At 66.2% G+C, this 18,589-nt stretch carries 14 protein-coding genes and 1 tRNA gene; 3 read left to right on the top strand and 12 right to left on the bottom strand.

What is annotated here, in order from left to right; translation table 11 throughout:
• Nucleotides 1-1,034, top strand: a 1,034-nt coding sequence (mmsA, locus tag BM193_RS06190; RefSeq protein WP_092832239.1) for a CoA-acylating methylmalonate-semialdehyde dehydrogenase, incomplete at its 5' end; no start/stop codon positions are given.
• On the opposite strand, the gene BM193_RS06185 is transcribed toward mmsA, so the two are convergent.
• The 11 genes from BM193_RS06185 to BM193_RS06135 form a co-directional block, all read right to left on the bottom strand.
• Nucleotides 1,035-2,627 (bottom strand): histidine-type phosphatase, encoded by a 1,593-nt coding sequence (locus tag BM193_RS06185; protein WP_139176037.1) that lies wholly within the window; start codon nucleotides 2,625-2,627, stop codon nucleotides 1,035-1,037.
• A gap of 104 nt (nucleotides 2,628-2,731) precedes the next feature.
• Nucleotides 2,732-4,360, bottom strand: a complete 1,629-nt coding sequence (locus tag BM193_RS06180; RefSeq protein WP_092796237.1) for a histidine-type phosphatase — start codon at nucleotides 4,358-4,360, stop codon at nucleotides 2,732-2,734.
• An 80-nt stretch (nucleotides 4,361-4,440) separates the two neighbouring features.
• The gene (locus BM193_RS06175; RefSeq protein ID WP_175533156.1) at nucleotides 4,441-5,841 is read right to left on the bottom strand and encodes an alkaline phosphatase family protein; all 1,401 of its coding nucleotides are present in this window, start codon (nucleotides 5,839-5,841) and stop codon (nucleotides 4,441-4,443) included.
• 238 nt (nucleotides 5,842-6,079) lie between these two features.
• Nucleotides 6,080-7,099 (bottom strand): LacI family DNA-binding transcriptional regulator, encoded by a 1,020-nt coding sequence (locus tag BM193_RS06170; protein WP_092796233.1) that lies wholly within the window; start codon nucleotides 7,097-7,099, stop codon nucleotides 6,080-6,082.
• Between the two features lie 161 nt (nucleotides 7,100-7,260).
• On the bottom strand, nucleotides 7,261-9,741 hold the full coding sequence (locus tag BM193_RS06165; RefSeq protein ID WP_092796231.1) for a TonB-dependent siderophore receptor: 2,481 nt from the start codon (nucleotides 9,739-9,741) through the stop codon (nucleotides 7,261-7,263).
• A 73-nt stretch (nucleotides 9,742-9,814) separates the two neighbouring features.
• Nucleotides 9,815-10,813 carry a FecR family protein gene (locus tag BM193_RS06160; protein ID WP_092796229.1) on the bottom strand — a complete coding sequence of 333 codons (999 nt, stop codon included), beginning with the start codon at nucleotides 10,811-10,813 and terminating at the stop codon, nucleotides 9,815-9,817.
• Nucleotides 10,810-11,337 (bottom strand): sigma-70 family RNA polymerase sigma factor, encoded by a 528-nt coding sequence (locus tag BM193_RS06155; RefSeq protein WP_092796227.1) that lies wholly within the window; start codon nucleotides 11,335-11,337, stop codon nucleotides 10,810-10,812. Before BM193_RS06155 ends, BM193_RS06160 begins: the two co-directional genes overlap by 4 nt.
• 182 nt (nucleotides 11,338-11,519) lie before the next feature.
• Nucleotides 11,520-11,596: transfer RNA gene (locus BM193_RS06150), tRNA-Met, on the bottom strand.
• A gap of 91 nt (nucleotides 11,597-11,687) precedes the next feature.
• Nucleotides 11,688-12,635: a tRNA (adenosine(37)-N6)-dimethylallyltransferase MiaA gene (gene miaA, locus BM193_RS06145; RefSeq protein ID WP_092796225.1), complete on the bottom strand. Its 948-nt coding sequence runs from the start codon at nucleotides 12,633-12,635 to the stop codon at nucleotides 11,688-11,690.
• Nucleotides 12,636-12,714: 79 nt separating this feature from the next.
• Nucleotides 12,715-14,625 carry a DNA mismatch repair endonuclease MutL gene (gene mutL, locus BM193_RS06140; protein WP_092796222.1) on the bottom strand — a complete coding sequence of 637 codons (1,911 nt, stop codon included), beginning with the start codon at nucleotides 14,623-14,625 and terminating at the stop codon, nucleotides 12,715-12,717.
• Between the two features lie 69 nt (nucleotides 14,626-14,694).
• The gene (locus BM193_RS06135) at nucleotides 14,695-15,633 is read right to left on the bottom strand and encodes a peptidylprolyl isomerase (RefSeq protein WP_092796219.1); all 939 of its coding nucleotides are present in this window, start codon (nucleotides 15,631-15,633) and stop codon (nucleotides 14,695-14,697) included.
• A gap of 248 nt (nucleotides 15,634-15,881) precedes the next feature.
• Between BM193_RS06135 and BM193_RS06130 the strand changes: the two genes are divergently transcribed.
• The gene (locus BM193_RS06130; RefSeq protein WP_092796217.1) at nucleotides 15,882-16,532 is read left to right on the top strand and encodes a VTT domain-containing protein; all 651 of its coding nucleotides are present in this window, start codon (nucleotides 15,882-15,884) and stop codon (nucleotides 16,530-16,532) included.
• Between the two features lie 157 nt (nucleotides 16,533-16,689).
• Entirely contained in the window at nucleotides 16,690-17,733 is a 1,044-nt protein-coding gene (locus BM193_RS06125; RefSeq protein ID WP_175533155.1) for a carbonic anhydrase, read from the top strand.
• Here the strand turns inward: BM193_RS06125 and BM193_RS06120 are convergent.
• Nucleotides 17,730-18,587, bottom strand: coding sequence for a D-hexose-6-phosphate mutarotase (locus BM193_RS06120; protein WP_254785865.1), 858 nt, complete (start codon nucleotides 18,585-18,587; stop codon nucleotides 17,730-17,732). The genes BM193_RS06125 and BM193_RS06120 overlap by 4 nt on opposite strands.
• Nucleotides 18,588-18,589 lie beyond the last annotated feature (2 nt).

The following is an 18,589-nucleotide window of genomic DNA, read 5'->3' as shown; positions in this document are numbered from 1 at the left end:
TGGTGCCGATGTGGATGTTCCCCATGGCGATTGCCTGCGGCAACACGTTTATATTAAAGCCGTCCGAGCGCGATCCGTCCGCCAGCCTGCTGTTGGCGCAATTGTTGACGCAGGCGGGCTTGCCCGACGGCGTCTTCAATGTGCTGCAGGGCGATAAGGAAGCGGTGGATGGGTTATTGCGCCACCCGGACGTGCGCGCCGTCAGCTTCGTCGGTTCCACGCCGATCGCCGAATATATCTATGCGACGGGCTGCGCGCAGGGCAAGCGCGTGCAGGCGCTCGGTGGCGCGAAGAACCACATGGTCGTCATGCCGGACGCGGATCTTCCCCAGACGGTGGATGCCCTGATGGGCGCCGCGTTTGGCTCGGCCGGCGAGCGCTGCATGGCCATTTCCGTCGTCGTCGCGGTGGGCAATGTGGCGGATCAGTTGGTGGAAGCGCTGGTGCCGCGCATCGCGGCATTAAAGATCACGCAGGGCATGGATCTGTCGGCCGAGATGGGCCCCGTGGTGACGCAGGTGCATAAGGAGAAGATCGCCGGCTATATCGCCACGGGGGTCAAGGAGGGCGCCAAGCTGGTGGCCGACGGGCGCGGCTTTGTGTTGCCCGGTCATGAGCACGGCTTTTTCCTCGGCGGCAGCCTGTTCGACCATGTCACGCCGGAGATGACGATCTACAAGGAGGAAATCTTCGGTCCCGTGCTGTGCATCGTGCGCGTGCCCGATTTCACGGCGGCGCTGGAGCTGGTCAACGCGCATGAGTATGGCAACGGCACGGCGATCTACACGCGCGACGGCAACACGGCGCGCGAATACACGCACCGCGTGCAGGTGGGGATGGTGGGGGTCAACGTGCCGATTCCCGTGCCGATGGCCTTCCACAGCTTCGGCGGCTGGAAGCGCAGCCTGTTCGGCGACCACCACGCGCACGGCCCGGAGGCGGTGCGTTTCTACACGAAACAGAAGGCCGTGACGCAGCGCTGGCCCGCCTCGACGGCGGCGGGCGCCGAGTTTGCCATGCCGACCCTGAAGTAATCAGCCAAGTGGCGGTGCCTGGCGCGCCGCCACGTGGCCATAGCAGGTCGCCAGTTTGGCGTAATCGTAGAAGACGCTGCCGGGCGCGATGCGGGCAGCGTCGCAACTGGCCTGGAAGGCGGTTTCCTTTTCGTTGTACAGCAGGCGCACGATCAGCTGGCCCTCGCCGTTGCGGTACACATCCCACTGCATGTTGGCCGCCAGCGGCGACACAGAGGCGCCGCGCCAGGGATTGTTTGCATGGCTGTAGGGTGTCGATACGGGCAACGGCGCCAGCACCTGCTGCAAGCCCATGGCCGAGGCGAGCGGGATGATCATTTCGGCGTGCGTGAAGCGCAGCTTGGCGGCGTGGCGCAGGTCGCCTTTGGCCAGCGAGTCGACTTCATTGAAAAAATCCTCGCGCAAGGCCAGCGCGAAGCGCCAGGTCACGCCGCCGCTTTCCGTGGTGGCCGGTCCCTTCTGGTAAAAATCCTCGTGGTCGGCGACGGCAGCGTAGTAGCGCGCATCCTCGACGGGCATGTAGCGGCTGAAATCGGCCGTCACTTCATGGCGCATGCCGGCGCTGATCGCATACAAATCATACAGTTTCGTCGCGGCGGCATTCAGGCTGCGGATGGCGCTCTTGCCGCCGCCCGTCATGGTGCGCGTGAACTTGCCGTCGGCGCTGGTGAAGGTGTAGCTGCCCGTGTCCGCATAGCTGCTGGCGCCGCGCTCGAGCTGGTCGAGGAAGGCGGGCGCAAACAGCCGTTCGAGCACGTGGCGCGCATGCATGGCCGCCGCAGGCAGCCTGGCCGGGGCATCCATCAGCGCGTGTAGCTGCTTGGTCTTTTCATAGCGCTGGTACGCCTGGCTGGCGCCATACGTGGCGTAATACGGGTTGGCCGGATCGGTGACCAGATCCGTTGTTGGCGCCAGCTTGTGCGCGTACAGCAGGAAGCGGTTGACGCCATCGGGCTGCGCCACGGCCTTGCGTCCTTGCGGATACGGCGCCGGCGCGGGCGGCAGATACAACAAGGGCGCCAGCGCGGGCGCGTGTTCGAGCAGCGACTGCGTGAAGAAGCGCGCACTGTCGCGCGCGCGGTCCACGCCGGAATGGATGGTGACGAGCTGGCGCGGCGCCGTGGCCGCCGTCTGTCCCACCTGCGCGAACAGGGCGGGCAGGCGCGCCAGCAGGCGGGCGGCCAGCTGCCGGTGTTCCTCGATGCCCGTCTGCGACAGGTTGCCGTAGCCAGGATTTTCGATGCCGGCCACGCCATAGCCGAGCAAGGCATTCGCCTTCATCAGGGCCAGGATGTCGGGCCCCAGTTCGCGCCCCAGGGGCGTGAGCGCATCCTGCGCGGCGGCCTGCTGCCACATCGCATACAGGGCCGCGTCGTTCTTCATGCCCGTCAAGCCGCGCGCGCCATGGCGCGCCACCAGCTGCGTGAAGATGGGCTGGAAGCCGGCCGGCGGCGCGGCATACGTGGCCGGGTCCTGCTGCGGCGCATACGGCGTCTTGGTCTGGTAATGGCCGTCAACGGCCAGCGCGGGGCTGGCGGACAGCGAAAGGGCGAGGGCCAGCAGCATGCTGGACGGGGGGAGCGATGGTGGCATGCGAGTCCGTGGGTGAGGTGATGGGTTGCTACGCGCTAGCCTAGCACCAAACGCCAAACAGGCGGGCACGGCTGGGTGCCGGCCGGCCCGCCCGCGCTTCCCGCTTACTGCGCCACGTGGCCGTAGCAGGTTTTCAGCTTCGCATACACATAGAAATGGCTGCCGGCGGCAAAGCGCGCGCCATCGCAGGCGGCCTGGAAGTCCGTTTCCTTTTCGTTGTACAGCAGCTTGACCAGCACATTGCCGCTGGCGTCGCGGTACACGTCCCACTGCATGTTGGCCGCCATCGGCGCCACGTACAGGCCGCGCCAGCTGCTGTTGTCATAGCTGTAGGTCTGCGCCGCCGGCAGCGCGCCGACGACGGTCTTCAGGCCCATGGCCGTGGCCAGCGGGATGATGGCTTCCGCATGCGTGAAGCGCAGCTTGGCGCCGTGCGACAGGTCGCCGCGCGCGATGGCATCGACTTCCGTGAAGAAGTCGTCGCGCAGCGCGCGCACGTAGTTCCAGGTGACGCCGGCGCTCTCCGTGGTGCCGGGACCCTTGTTGTAGAAGTCCTGGTAATCCTGCACGAAGGCCTGGTATTTGGCCGCGTCCGACGGCATGTACTGCACGAAGTCGGCTTTAACCTCGCTCGTCATGCCGGCCATGATGGCGTACAGGTTGTACAGCACGGAAGCGGCATCGGCCAGGCCCTTGATGGTGGTCTCGCCGTCGCCCGTGACGGTGTTGGTGAACTTGCCGTCGTCGCTGGTGAAGCTGTAGGTGCCCGTATTGGCGAAGCTGTAGGTGCCGTTGTCGATCTTGTCGACAAACGCCTTGGTAAACAGCCGCTCCAGCACTTCGCGGCCCAGCGTGCGCGCCGTGGCATCCGTATCGATGGCCGTGTACTTGGCCAGGAAGTCCGGGCTTTTCAGGTAGGCCTGGTAGGCCTGGCTATCCTGGTAAGTCTGGTAGTAGCGGTCGAGGGCATCGGTGACGAGGTCCGTCTTGGGCACCAGCTTGTGCGCATACAGCAGGAAGCGGTTGGTGCCGTCTGGCTGCACCACGGGCTTGCCGGCCGGGTAGCCGGCGGGCGCGGGCGGCAGGGTGATCAGCGGCGCGACGTTGGGTGCCGTGGCGGCCAGCGACTGCGCGAAGTAGGCGGCGCTGTCCTTGGCGCGGTCCACGCCGGAGCTGACGGTGACGATCTGGCGCGGCGCGCTGGCGGCGTTGGCGCCCAGTTGCGTGAACAGGGCGGGCAGGCGCGCCAGCATGCGCACGGCCAGCTGCTTGTGTTCATTGATGCCCGTCTGCGACAGGTTGCCGTAGCCGGGTGCCGTGATGCCGTCCACGCCGTAGCCGAGCAGCGCGTTGGCCTTCATCAGTTTCAAGATGTCGGCGCCGAGTTTTTGTCCCAGCGGCGTGAGCGCATCGTCGGCGGCGGCCTTTTGCCAGACATTGTAAAAGGCCGCATCGTATTTCATGCTCGACAGCCCGCGCGAGCCGTGGCGCGCCACCAGTTCGGTGAACACGGGCGCGTAGCCGGCCGGCGCGGCCTCGTAGGTGGCGGCGTCCTGCTGCGGCGTGTACGGCGTCTTGGTCTGGTAGTAGGTGGCGGGCGGCGGCGTCACTGGTGGCGTCACCGGCGGCGTCACCGGCGGCGTGACAGCGACGGGCGGCGCATCGTCGCCGCCGCCACAGGCGGCCAGGGCGAGCATCAGGAGGGACAGGGGAAGATGGCGTGCGTGCAGCATGGCGTTTCCTTTGGATGTGAGTGGTCCGGGCGCGCCGCGCAGGGCGGCGCACCCGGGGTAGACCGGCAGGAGAATGGCTGTTACAGCTTGAGGGCTTTGGCCAGGCTGTTGGCGCGCGCATCGCGTTCGCTCAACGGTGCCAGGCCATGGCGCTCCTCGATGAACTTCAGGATCGACACGGTTTCATATTCCGTATGGTCGATATGCCCGCCTTCGCTGAACGGCGAGATGACCAGCGCGGGGATGCGCGTGGCAGGGCCGAAGCGGTCGCCTTTCGGCGGCGATACATGGTCCCAGAAGCCGCCGTTTTCATCGGTGGTGACGATGATGACCGTGTCCTTCCATTGCGGCCCTTCCATGATGGCGCTGATGATGGCGACGCCTTCGTCGTCGCCGGCCGCCACGCTCGACTTATCCATCCCCGGATGCATGTTCTTTTTGCCCATGGGCTTGTAGAACGAGACGGGCGGCAGCTTGCCCGCCTTGACGTCGGCGATCATGTCGGAACGGTCCTTCAAGTGCGTGGCGCGCTGCTGCGGGCTGTCGATGAAGCGCTTGAAGTAGGTGAACGGCTGGTGGTGGTAGGAGAAATCCTCGGCCTTCTTGCCCGACTTGGTCGAGGCGACGGCGATGTCGTAGCCGTCGGCATAATAGACCCAGGAGATGCCCTTGTCCGTCAGGCGGTCGCCGATGGTGGGCATGGTTTGCGGCGGCAAAAAGGTCTGCTTCTTGGTCGGGTCGAACAGCAGCGGGCCTTGCATGGTGTTGACGGCGTAGCCATCCCGCGTCACTTCCGCCTCCTCGCCCTTCTTGTGGCCCGTGCCGCGCTCATCGCGCGCGACGATGGACTCGGGGGCGTTCGGGAAGACGGGCGTGCAGGCGCAGGTCAGCCACATGTGGTTGAGGAAGGAGCCGCCGTAGGCGGACTGGAAGAAACGGTCGGCCAGGGTGTAGCGCTGCGCCAGTGCCCACAGTTTGAGCTTGCTGCCATCGAAATAGCCCATGGGCAGGGCGCCCGTGTTGCCCTCGACGACGAAGCGGTCGTTCTTGCCATCGTTGATCTGGCGCTTGTGCGTCCAGAAGGCATGCACGGGACTGGCCGTCTTGTCGCCCAGCGAGACGCTTGGCTCCATGTGGAAGGGCGCGTTGGCGATGTCGCCCTTGAAGCGCTGGTCCAGTCCACCCTTGTCGAGCGCCACGGCGGGCAGCATCGCATACGGCTTGCCATCCGGGCCGATTTGCGTGGTGGTGTCGGGCGCGCGGCCATTGGCGATGCCGTCGGCGCCCGGGAAGGTGCCGAACAGATGGTCGAAGCTGCGGTTTTCCATGTACACGACGACGATCTGGCCGATCTTCGCCAGCTTCGGATCGGCGGCGGCACTGGCGGCCGTATTGTGCTGCATGTCAGCGGGGGTGGTGCAGGCCGCCAGGCCGATCGCGCCGATGCCGAACAGGGCCATTCTTAGAACGTGATTCAACATAAAGTCTCCTTGAGACGCCTCCATGCGTGGGGCGTTTTTTGTAATGGTGTCGCCAGAACTGGCTGGTTTGAAGAAATTGCACACGTGTGCAGTACACGTGTGCAAACAGTAACCCGGAATTTTTTCGATGTCAACAAGTACAGGCGGCGGTCAAAAAAGTGTGGAAAATGGGGAACGGCGGGGAGGATGACGGACGGACAGGCGGGCGGCATGGCGCCGCCCGCCCTTGCTGCATGCTTCAGCGCGTCGTGCCGCGCCGTACCAGGGTGACGGGGACTTCCTTCAGGCGGCCCGGCATGGCGAATTTTTCCATGCGTTCGACCAGGCTCTTGACGGCGCGGCGCGCCAGTTCGCCCGCATCCTGGCGGATGGTGGTCAGCTGGTAGGCGTCGAGCGAGGCCATGGGAATGTCGTCGAAGCCGATCACCTGCAGCTGCGCGGGCACGTCGATGCCGTACTTGCTGCGCGCCGCGTCGATGAAGCCGCAGGCGATCAGGTCGGTGGCGCAAAAGACGCCGTCGGGCAGCTTGCCGCCAGCGAGCAGGGCGTCGGCCGCTTCCTGGCCCGCCTGGTAGCCGATGGCCTCGGCCAGGTATTCGCCGGCCGTGCAGCGCTTCTTCGCCACGGCCGGCGCCAGGTGGTCGAGGAAGGCCTTGCCGCGCGCGATGCCGCTGAAACTGCTGGCGCGCGTGTTGACGAAGGCCAGGCGTTTGGCGCCGCTGTCGAGCAGGGTGCTGGCCGCCAGCTCGCCGCCGTGGCGGTTGTCGCTGTTGACCACGTCCACGCCCTTCAGGTCGCGCGCGCGGTTGATCATGGCCACCGGCACTTGCCGCTGCAGGTATTCGGTCGCCACGGCGGACGGCGGCGAGCCGGAGGTCATGATGACGCCGGAAATTTTGTAGCTGAGCAGGATGCGCAGCAGTTCACTGAGGCGCTCGGGATCTTCCGCATTCATCAGCAGCGGCACCAGCGCATGTTCGCTCAGGCTGCGCGTGACTTCGCCCAGCAGGGCCACGCGGAACGGGTCGGTGAAGCCCGTGATGACGACGCCCACCAGGTTGCTTTGCCCCTGGTTCATGCTGCGCGCCAGGATATTGACCTGGTAGCCCAGCGATTGCGCCGCTTCCATCACGCGGGCCCGCGTTTCGGGCGCCACGCTGGCGCCGGGCGTAAACGTGCGCGAGACGGCGGAGCGCGAGACGCCGGCCCGTTTGGCGACGTCGACCGAAGTGACCCAAGACTTGTCTTTTTGTTCCATTGACGGTGTAGATGAATGAGAGGCCGATGCACGATGCGGTGCGGCTGGACGCCGCGCCATCATCTTAGCCGAAATTGCCCGCCGCGGCGCAAACTGAATGCCAGTCCCAGGGCCGGTCGCGCCGCGCGGCCATGGTGCCGGCATTCAGGCTCTCGTTCGTCTTACCACTTCGGCGTGTACTTCACGGTGAACTGCACGTTGCGCGGGTCGCCGTAGTAGTTGTTCGACCCGGTGGTGTTGTAGGCCGGGATGATGTAGCGCTTGTCGAACAGGTTGTTGACGTTGAGCGACAGGGCCACTTGCGGCGTGGCTTGCCAGCCCAGGCGCGCGTTCCAGATCGAGAAGCCGGCCACCTTGAAGGTGCGCTCGGTATCGAGCGTATGGCTTTGCAGGCTGGCGCCGGCGCCCACGCTGAACTTGTCCCACGCGCCGGGCAGGGTATAGCTGGACCAGAGGCGCAGCATGTGCTTCGGCGTCCACGTGGAAAAGACCTGGCCCTTGTTGTCCGGATCGTCGAGGTAGGTCGTCGTCGTGTAGGCGTAGCCGGCCGACAGCTGCAGGCCGCGCGCCACTTCGCCCGACACTTCCGCTTCCAGGCCCTGGCTGCGCACCTTGCCCGAGGCGCGCGAGCAGTACCAGCCGTCGCAGGCGAAACCGGCCGCGTAATCGGTGACGGCGCGGTCCTTGTGGTCATAGCGGAACACGGCCAGCGAGGTGTTGACCCTGCCCTCCAGCAGTTCCCCCTTGATGCCGCCCTCGTAGCTGCTGCCCGTGATCGGCTTGAGGGTGCGGCCGGCCACATCGTGGTTCGTTTGCGGCTGGAACACGTCCGCATAGCTGGCGTAGGCCGACCATTGCGGCGTCAAGGCATAGATCAGGCCCACCGATGGCGTGAACTTGGCCGTGGCGCGGGTGGCGTCGCGGTAGCCGTCCGGCGTGGCATACAGGAAGTCGTACCAGCTGAAGCGTCCGCCCAGCAGGGCCTTCAGGTTGCCCGTCAGCTGGCCGTTCCAGGTGGCGTACAGGCCTTTCTGGCGCATGTCGTAGGTGCTGTAGCTGGTCACGCCTGCCGGACGCGCGGCGATGGTGTCGAAGTCCTGCCACGGACGATGGTGGTTGATGTTGAAGATATCCGCACCCGTTTCCCATGCGCGCGCATAGCGGTCGTTCGATGTCATGCTGACATAGCTGGCGCCGACGACGACTTCCTGCGCCATGCCCAGGCCGTCGAACTTGCCGCGCACGAAGGCGTCGATGCCGCGCTTGCGGTTGTCGAAATCGGTGGAAAAGTCGCCATAGCGCGCGCCGCTGCCGTCGGGCTGGATTTCAAACGCCGTGCGCTGGTGGGTGGAGCTGGTGCTTTCATTCATGCCCAGCGCCGAGGCCTTCAGGCTCCACTGCGTATTGAAGTGGTGTTCCAGGTCCAGATAGACGGTGCTCTGTTCCACCAGGCTGCGGTTCCAGTCGGCGCCCGTGAAGGTGGAGCGCGGCAGCGGCAGTTCGCCGCCGTCCGCGTAGCGGGGCAGGCCGATGAAGGTGGGGCGGCCGTGGGCCTTGACATGGCTGGCGGCCAGGCCCACGGTGGTGGCGGGCGCCACGTCGTAGTCGAGCGCCGCGTACAGGGTGCGGTTCTTGCTCCACACCTGGTCGATGAAGGAATGGCTGTCGTCCTCGTCGACGATGGCGCGGCCGCGCAGGGTGCCTTGCGCATTCAGCGGCGTGCTGATGTCGACCTGGGCGCCGTAGTGGTCCCAGGAACCGGCGCGCCCGGTGAGCGTGATCGCGCGCGCTGCCAGCGGACGCTTGCGCACCAGGTTGACGGAGCCGCCGGGGCTGCCCGTGCCGACCAGCATGCCCGAGGCGCCGCGCAGCACTTCCAGGCGATCGTAGATGACCATATTTTCCTGGCCCCAGTTACCCAGCGCATAGGTGTTGCGGTCGATGGGCACGCCGTCATACTGCCATTGGTCGATCTGGAAGCCGCGCGCCGTGATCACCACGCCCGGCCCCACGCCATGCACGCCGACCACGCCGGTGACGTTGTTGACGGCTTCGCGCAAGTCCGTGATGCCCTGGTCGTCCAGGCGCTGGCGCGTCAGCACGCTCACCGATTGCGGGATGTCCTTCATCGCCTGCTCGCCCTTGCCGATGGTGAGCTTGCGCGCCGTGTAGGAACCGCTGCCTTCCGTGGTGGCGCCTTGTTCGGCCTCGCCGACGATGGTAATCGATGGCATCGTGCGTTCGGCAGCCGATGCGGCTGTGACGGCGGCCGTGGGCGCGCTTGCCGGCGCGGCCACCAGCACATAGCCGGTGGGCGTCTTGCCGATGGCGTAGCCGCTGCCGCGCAGCAGCGCGGCGAAGCCGTCGTCGATGGCGTAGCTGCCCTGCAGGCCGGCCGTCTGCAGGCCGTGCACCTTGGCGGCATCGATGACGATGGCGACGCCCGCCTGCTGCGCATAGCGGTTCAGGGCGCCGGCCAGCGGGCCGGCGGGGATGCTGTAGCTGGCGGTGGCGGGCGCCGTTTGCGCCAGCGCCTGGGCGTGCAGGCCGGCGCCGGCCAGCAGCAGGGCAGCCAGGGCCAGCGGGCGCAAACGCGTGCGCAGGGTGGTCGGGGACGAAATGGCAACGACTTGAACGGACATGATGACAGCCTTTTGTGAATGATCTCAGCTGCCTTGACGCGCGAGAAGCGCCAACACGAACCTGCGTGGCAAATTATTTTTTTGCGGTGCCAGTGTGTGGCGCGTCGACCATCACCAGGTAGCGCGTCAGCATGCGGATGCGCAGCTGCGGGAAATTGTCGATCAACAGCTGCAGCGCCCTGTCCGTGTCGTCCAGCGGCAGCACGGCCGCCACGCGGATGCCGGCGATCTGCGCGCGGTCGTAGTGCAGCTGGCCGGGCCGGTGGCGCGCCAGTTCATCGAGCACCTCGGCCAGCGGCTGGTCGTCGACCACCAGCTGGTGCGCGCGCCAGGCATCCTGCACGCTGGCCGCATCGATGGCGGTCAGTGGCCCGACGCCGTCGCGCGTGATGCGCGCGCGCTGGCCCGCCTGCACGATGCTGGCCGGATGCCGCGGCACCTGCGCCGACACCGTCGACTCCAGCATGTTCAATAGCGTGGCGCCGCCGTCCCTGCGCACCGTGAAGCGCGTGCCCAGCGCGCGGATCGCCGCGTGGCCGCTGTCGACGATGAACGGGCGCTGCGCATCCTTGGCCACGTCGACGAGGATGTCGCCGCGCACCAGCTCCACATGCCGCTCGCCGGCGCTGAAATGCAGGTTGACGGCGCTGTTGCTGCCCAGGGTCAGGCGGCTGCCGTCGGCCAGCGTGTGCGTGCGCCATTGGCCCGTCGGGCTGCGCAGGTCGGCCAGCAGGTACGCGGGCTGCTCGCTGGCGAGCATGGCGCTGCCCAGCACCAGCACGGCCACGGCGCTGGCGGCGGCCAGCTGGCGCAGGCGCGCACGCCTGGGGGCGATGGCGGCCAGCGCGGCGCGCGCGGGACGGTGGTCGCCGCCGGCCGGTGCGCGCGCGGCGCTCAACTGGCCCAGCAGGTTTTCCATGCCGGCCGCCGTCGTCGCATGCAGCGGGTCGGCCGCTTTCCAGGCGGCGTAGCCGGCGCGCGCCCGTTCGCGTTCGGCCGGGTCGTCCGCGCTCAGCTGCACGATCCAGTGCGCCGCCTGTTCGGCGGCGTTCTCCGTGCGCGCGCGCATCATGCCGCCATGGAAGGGCAGGCCTGGCGGCAGGCCAGCAAGGCTTGCACCAGGTATTTCTGCACCATGCGCGTGGAGACGTCCAGCTGCGCCGCCACGGCGGCCTGCGGCAGCTCTTCCAGGTAGTGCAGCAGAAAGGCGTCGCGTGCCTTGGTGGACAGCCCTGCCAGCGCCGTGGCGATCTGTTCCAGCGCCTGCACCGCCATCAGCACCTCGTCCGGCGATGGTGCGCCGGGCAGGCTGCCGGCCAGCAGCGCCAGTTCCGCCAGGTAGGCGCGTTCCAGCACTTGCCGGCGGGCGCGGTCGAGCAGCAGGCGTTTCGCCGTGGTCGACAGATAGGCGCGCGGTTCGCGCATGCCGAACAGGGCATCGCGCGAAGTGATGATGCGCACGAAGGTATCCTGCGCCACGTCGGCCGCGCCATGCGGGCAGCTGAGCTTTTTGCGCAGCCAGCCCACCAGCCAGCCGTGATGATCGCTGTAGAGCGACTGCACTTGCTGTTGCAGGCTGGGCTGGATGGTGGACATGGGCGGCGAATAATATAAATGAGAATTATTCTCATTGTAAGCGGCAGGGGCCGCTTGCCACAACACCTGCATGCAGGTGGCGCGCGCAGGTGTTGCGTGCAGGCCGCAATGCAGGGTGGCTGGACATGAAAAAACCCGCCGCTGCGCAAGGCAGGGGCGGGTTCATCAATGCTGCAAATTCTTGGTGGTGATAGGTGGACTTGAACCACCGACCCCAGCATTATGAATGCTGTGCTCTAACCAACTGAGCTATATCACCCAACAGCCGAGCATTATCCAGTCTTCCCATTTCCTTGTCAATGCTGGCCATGAAAAATCTGTGGATTTTTCGTGATGGCGGCTCTCTGTGATTATTTCAGCAACGCTTGAATCTGCGCCAGCATGGAAGAGGCCGGGTCTGGGCCCAGGCAATCGACGACGATGCGGTCCGGCATCGAGCGCAGCCAGGTGAGCTGGCGCTTGGCCAGCTGGCGCGTGGCGATGATGCCTGTCTCGCGCAGGGTGGCGCGGTCGATGCGCCCGTCCAGGTAATCCCAGGCCTGGCGGTAGCCCACGCAGCGCATCGAGGGCAGGCCCGGGTGCAGGTCGCCGCGCCGGCGCAATTGCTCCACTTCGTCGAGCAGGGCGTCATCTTTCAGCATGAGGTCGAAGCGCGTGGCGATGCGCGCGTGCAGCACGGCGCGGTCCGACGGCTCCAGCGCGAACGATTGCAGCTGGAATGGCAGCACGGTCTTTTCGCGCCGGGCCAGCAGGGCCGACATGGGCTGGCCGGACAGGGCGATGATTTCCAGCGCGCGGCCGATGCGCTGGGCATCCTGTGGCGCCAGGCGCGCCGCCGTCACGGGGTCCTGCTGCGCCAGGCGCGCATGCATGGCGGGCCAGCCGATGGCGGCCGCTTCCTCTTCCAGCTGGGCGCGCAAGGCAGGGTTGGCGCCGGGCAAGTCGTCGAGGCCATCGGCCAGGCCCTTGAAGTACAGCATGGTGCCGCCGACCAGCAGCGGCAGCTTGCCGCGCGCGGAAATGTCCGCCACCAGGCGCAGGGTGTCGTTGCGGAACTGCGCCACCGAATACGCATCGAGCGGGTCGATGATGTCGATCAGGTGGTGCGGGACCTGGGCCAGTTCTTCCTTCGACGGCTTGGCCGTGCCGATATCCATGCCCCGGTAGACGAGGGCGGAATCGACGGAAATGATCTCGGACGGAATCGCTTGCGCGATGGCCAGCGCGCTGGCCGTCTTGCCGCTGGCCGTGGGGCCCATGATGGCGACGGCCAGGGGGAGGATATGGGTATTTGTCATGATGCTTTTTTGGTATGCTTGCGATGGGGGCCCCAAGGCAAAGGCTGGGGTCAGACCCGGCGGGTCTGACCCCGGAATTTTATTGCCCGCGCAGGAACAGTTTATCGAGTGCATTGATCTCGACCTGCACCCATGTGGGCCGGCCATGGTTGCACTGGTCGGCGCGTTCCGTGCTTTCCATCTGGCGCAGCAGGGCATTCATTTCCTGCACCGACAGGATGCGGTTGGCGCGCACGGCCGTGTGGCAGGCGAGGGTGCCCAGCAATTCGTTCTGGCGCTCGATCAGCACGCGCGAGCCGCCGTATTCGCGCACGTCGCGCAGCACGTCGCGCGCCAGGGTTTGCGCGTCGGCGTTCTTCAGCAGGGTTGGCACGCTGCGCACGGCCAGGGTGGTGGGCGAGAGGGCGGCGATGTCGAAGCCCAGCGCTTTTAATGTGTCCTGGTTTTCATTCGCCGTCGACACTTCGATGGCATCCGCATAAAAGGTCACGGGAATCAGCAGCGACTGCACCTGCATGTCCTGGCCCGACACTTGCGCCTGCAGCGCATTCTTCAGCTGCTCGTACAGGATGCGTTCGTGCGCCGCGTGCATGTCGACCAGCACCAGTCCCTTGGTGTTCTGCGCCAGGATATAGATGCCGTGCAGCTGGGCCAGGGCAAAGCCCAGCGGATATTCTTCGCGCGCCATCGCTTCGGGCGAGGCGATGTAGGGCTCGACCTGCGTGATTGGCGAGGATGCGCCGCCACTGCCGCTGAACAGGGCGCCATAGGCTCCCGTGTCCTGCGCCACGCCCGGCGCATCGGCAAAGAAGGGGCGGTTCGCGCCGGGCGAGGCGGGCGCGTAGGTGTTCGTGAACTGCGCGCCGAACGACGTTTGCGTCTGTTCGCGGCGCCAGATGCCTGGGCCGCCCAGTCCCGCGCTCGCCGTATCGCCGCCCAGGGTGGAGGCGGCGGGCAAGGGCGCCGGCACGCTGCCGAAGGCCGTGGCCGAGGTCTGCGCCAGCGCGCGCTGCACCGCATGGAAGACGAACTGGTGCACGGAACGGCTGTCGCGGAAGCGCACTTCGATCTTCGACGGGTGCACGTTGACGTCGACCAGCGCCGGGTCGAGGTCGAGCGCCAGCACGTAGGAAGGGAAGCGGTCGCCATGCAGCACGTCTTGATACGCCATGCGCACGGCGTGCACCAGCAGCTTGTCGCGCACGAAGCGCCCGTTGACATAAAAGAACTGGCCGTCGGCGCGCGCCTTGGACGCGGTCGGCAAGCCGGCAAAGCCGTGCAGGCGCAGGCTGCCGGCCGACTCGTCCAGCGCCAGGCGCGCTTCGGCGAAGTCGTTGCCGAGGATATGCGCGCTGCGCTTGGCCAGTTCGCTGATAGTCCACTGGTCGATGGTGCGCCCGTTGTGCGACAGCGAGAACGCCACGTCGGGCCGCGCCAGCGCGATGCGGCGCACGACTTCGGCGCAGTGGCCGTATTCCGTCTGCTCGGATTTTAAAAACTTGCGCCGCGCGGGCGTGTTGAAATACAGGTCTTGCACATCCACCGTGGTGCCGTGCGCGCCCGACGAGGGCGAGACGCTGCCGTTGTGCGAGCCGACGATTTCCCAGGCGTGGGCCGCATCCATCGTGCGCGAGGTCAGGGTGACGGCGGCGACGGAAGCGATGGAGGCCAGCGCCTCGCCGCGGAAACCCAGGGTGCCCACGTTTTCCAGGTCGCTCAGGGAAGCGATCTTCGAGGTGGCGTGGCGCGCCAGGGCCAGCGGCAATTGCTCCTTGTCGATGCCGCGCCCGTTGTCGGTGATGGCGATGCGTTTCACGCCGCCCTCTTCCAGGCGCACGGTGATCTGCGTGGCGCCCGAGTCGAGCGCGTTTTCCAGCAGTTCCTTGACCACGGCGGACGGCCGCTCGACCACCTCGCCGGCGGCGATTTGCGAAATCAGCTGGTCAGGCAGGGCCTGGATCGGGCGGTGGGGGGTGATGGGCGCGTTCATACGGTAATTATACCGGGGTCAGACCCGTCGGGTCTGACCCCAGCCCTTGTTCTTGGGCTAAAAGTCGGCCTACTTCCCCACCTCGCGCACCGGTATCGGCGCATTGCACAGGTCGACGTGGCCGGCCGTGACCTTGCTCCACGGGCCGCCCCGATTGCGCTGCGCTTCCAGCACGGCCTGGTAAGCGGCGCTGTCGGTGCGCATCACTTCCAGGTGGCTGCGCTGCGCTGGCGGCACGTCGGCGGCCAGGCGGATGGCCTTGATCGGCACGTTTTTCTCGGGGCTGTCGTAAAAGCCCATGGGCGCCGTGCCGCGCGGCAGGGTGGACAGCAGCGGCATGCCGGCCACGACACGCCCGATGACGGTGATGTCGCGGTCCAGGTGGCGCGGCGACTGGCCGATGACGGCGTACAGCTCCGTGCCGCCGCCGCTGTCGCTGGCATTGTCGCGTCCCACGCCCACGGTGGCGTAGCAATGCGTGAGCCAGGCCGTGCCGCTTTTCGGGTCGCGCGCCGAAGCAAAGCCGTTCGAATGCCCCACTTGCGGCGCGTAGCCGTCGGCGTCCGGCAGGCGCGTGAAGTTGCTGATGTTTTTCAACGGCACCGTGAATTCGCCGGGCAGGGTGCGCCGGGCGTGCAGGATGGGCTTCGGATTTTTTTCGTTCGGATCGCCCCACTGCACCACCCAGTTATCCTGCGCGCGGTTGATGGCCAGGCCGTCGTAGTACTGTTCCGCCACCAGGGCCTTGATGTTGGCCACGTGTTGCGGCGCAAATTCCGGCGCCAGTTCCATCACCACGCGGCCGGAAGACAACTCCAGGTACAGGGTGTTGTCCGGATCCAGCGGACGCCAATCGGACGGCTTCGAGGCCTTGACGGCGTCGGCGATGCCGGGCTTGGCGGGCAATTCGGCGGGCGCCTTGATCTGGACGGGCGCCGCATGGGCGCTCAGCTGGGCCAGGCCCAATGCGGTGGCCATGGCCAGGCCGCTCAGTGGATGCAAATACATGGTTTCTCCTGGTCGGCACGGGTTGCGCCGGTCAGAAAGTGTATACCAGAATGGCAATATTTCGCTAAAAAGGCCTTGCGTCTGCCAATCCTGCCAGGCGGGCTGAAACACGGCGTTTCCTTAACCTTTACTTAAAATGCCGCGCCGTCACGGGCGCTGCCGAATTAATCACGAAATATCGCGCGGGGGACTGCCGTGGGGCGGGCCGGGTGGTGTATGATTCCGCCGCTACCTTTAGGGAAAAATATATGGATTTTGTGCAATTCCTCGACATGATCGTGCATGTCGACAAGACACTGGGCATCTTGATTGAACAGTATGGCACCCTCGTGTATGCGGTGCTGTTTGCCATTATTTTTTGCGAAACGGGCCTCGTGGTCCTGTTTTTCTTCCCTGGGGATACCTTGCTGTTCATCGCCGGCGCGTTTTGCGCGACGGGACAAATGCACCTGGGTTTGCTGATCTTCCTGCTGGTCACGGCGGCCGTGACAGGCAACACGCTGAACTACTGGATAGGCGAGGCCATCGGGCAGAGGGTGTTTACCCACGACTACCGCTGGATCAACAAGGACGCCATGCGCCGCACGCATGAATTCTTTGAAAAACACGGCGGCAAGACCATCATCCTGGCGCGCTTCGTGCCTGTGGTGCGCACCTTCGCGCCCTTCGTTGCCGGTATTTCCGACATGACGCATACGCGCTTCCAGATGTATAACATCACGGGCGCCCTGCTGTGGGTGGTGGGCCTGGTGACGGCTGGCTACTTCTTCGGCAACATCCCTTGGATCCGCGACCACCTGACCCTGATCGTGCTGATCGGCGTCGGCGCCGCCGTCGTGCCGGTGGTACTGGGCGGTATCTGGAAACTCTACAAGCGCATGGTCGGCAAGTCTGCGTAAAGCCGCATGGATCCGGGGCAAGCGCGCTGCGGCACCGCCCGCAGCCGGCCCCGGATCCCGTTTTTCTCTGTGATGTTTCTGTTTTCCTCCCGCGCTGATTCAAGTTTTGTTGCTTTCGAGCCGTAAACCAGAAGGTATTCTTACTTTCTGGATTTCCATGCGACATTTGAGCGCCCTGTTAGCTTGCAGCCTTGCCGCGATGTCGGTCCTGGCCAGCGCCAAAGATGCCCCCGCTTCGGCAGCGACTGCCGCATCCGCGCCAGCGAGCGCGCCCATGTCGGCGTCGGCGCGCGCGGCCGCCATGAAAACCCTGACCGAGTCCGTCAAGGGCAAGGAAGCCAAGGCGCCCGTCACGGTGGCGCCGACGTCGCGCGAGAAGGAAGAGGCGGCCGAGGTCGACCTGTCCGAGCGCATCGCCGCGCGCCTGGCGGAAATGCGCGCCACCCAGGCGGCCCGCGCCGCCGCCCGCGCCAAGCGCGCCGCCGTGGTGAAGTCCGCGCCGCCGCCACCGCCGCCCGTGCCGCGCGGCACGCACTGGTCGTATGAAGGCGACAGCGGACCGGCCAGCTGGAGCAGGATCAATGTCGACTGGGCCAAGTGCGGCAACGGCAACCGCCAGTCGCCGATCGACATCCGCGACGGCATGAAGGTGGAGCTCGAGCAGATCAGCTTTGACTACCACCCGTCCTCGTTCAATGTGGTCGACAATGGCCATACGGTGCAGGTGGGTGTCAGCGGCGGCAATTACATCACGGTGCAGAACCGCATGTTCGAGCTGCAGCAATTCCACTTCCACCGTCCGTCCGAAGAGCGCATCAATGGCAAGGCGTTCGAAATGGTGGTGCATCTGGTGCACCGCGACGCGGAAGGCCGGCAAGCCGTGCTGGCCCTGCTGCTGGAGCGGGGCGCGCCGCAGGCGACCATCCAGACCGTGTGGAACAACCTGCCGCTGGAAAAATTCGAGACCATGCAGCCGGCGATCCTGCTCGACCCGGCCGAGATGCTGCCGGCGCGGCGCGACTACTACACCTACATGGGATCGATGACGGAGCCGCCCTGCAGCGAGGGCGTGCTGTGGCTGGTGATGAAGCAGCCGGTGCAGGCATCGGCGGCGCAGATGGCGCTGTTCAGCCGTTTGTATCCCTTGAATGCGCGGCCGATTCAGCCCACCAATGGCCGCATCATCAAGGAATCAAATTAACGTGGATCAGACCCGGCGGGGCTGATCCCGATGTGCTGGTGGCCCATCCATGCGGCGCCGGCGGCCAGCAGGTCGGGCTGGATCAGGGCCGGCTCGATGCAGATGAAGCGCGGCTGTTCGTCGCCGGCCAGGTCGGGCAGGGCGGCGGCGTCCTGCGCACCGGGATTCCACACGACGGCATCCGTAAAGCCCTGCTGCTCCAGGCGCAGGGCATGGCCGCCGGCCTGCAAGGTCAGGGGGCCGGGCAGCTGGTAGTAGATGCGGTCGAGCTTATCGGCAAATTGCAGCACTTCTTCCGCTTGCAGGGCGTCCTGCGGCGTCTCGTCCGAATAGCGCACGCGCTGCAAGCCCTCGATGCGCGCCTGGCCCAGATCCTCGATCGCAAAATACGTGTGCAGGGCGGCCGAGAACGGGAATGCCTGCTCGCCCGTGTTCTGCACGCACAAGCTCAGGTCCAGCGTCGAGGCCTTGACGGCCACGCGCAGGCGCAGGGAAAAGGCGTACGGCCAGGCGGCGGCGATCGCTTCCGGCAAGTCGGACTGCGTCAGGGTCAATTCCGCCCATGCGGCGCCATCGGTTTCGCCGCTGGCCGACAACTGCCACGCCGCCACGCGCGCAAAGCCGTGGCGCATGCCGGTGCCGCGCGCGCCGAACTGGGGGAAGATCACGGGCACGCCGCCACGGATGGCGCGGCTGCCATCGAGGCTGGACGCGCGGCTGCAGAACAGGCGCTCCTGGCCATCGCTGGTTTGCCACGAGACCAGGTGGCCGCCATACAGGGTGATGGTCGCCTGCGCGCCGTCGGCGGCACGGATGGTCACGGCCGGCAGCTGGCCAAAGGTAGTGTTGCGCATGC

Origin of the sequence: Janthinobacterium sp. 344, from assembly GCF_900112025.1 — a bacterium.
Classification (GTDB): Bacteria; Pseudomonadota; Gammaproteobacteria; order Burkholderiales; family Burkholderiaceae_D; genus Janthinobacterium.
This window is presented reverse-complemented; position numbering and strand designations above follow the sequence as displayed.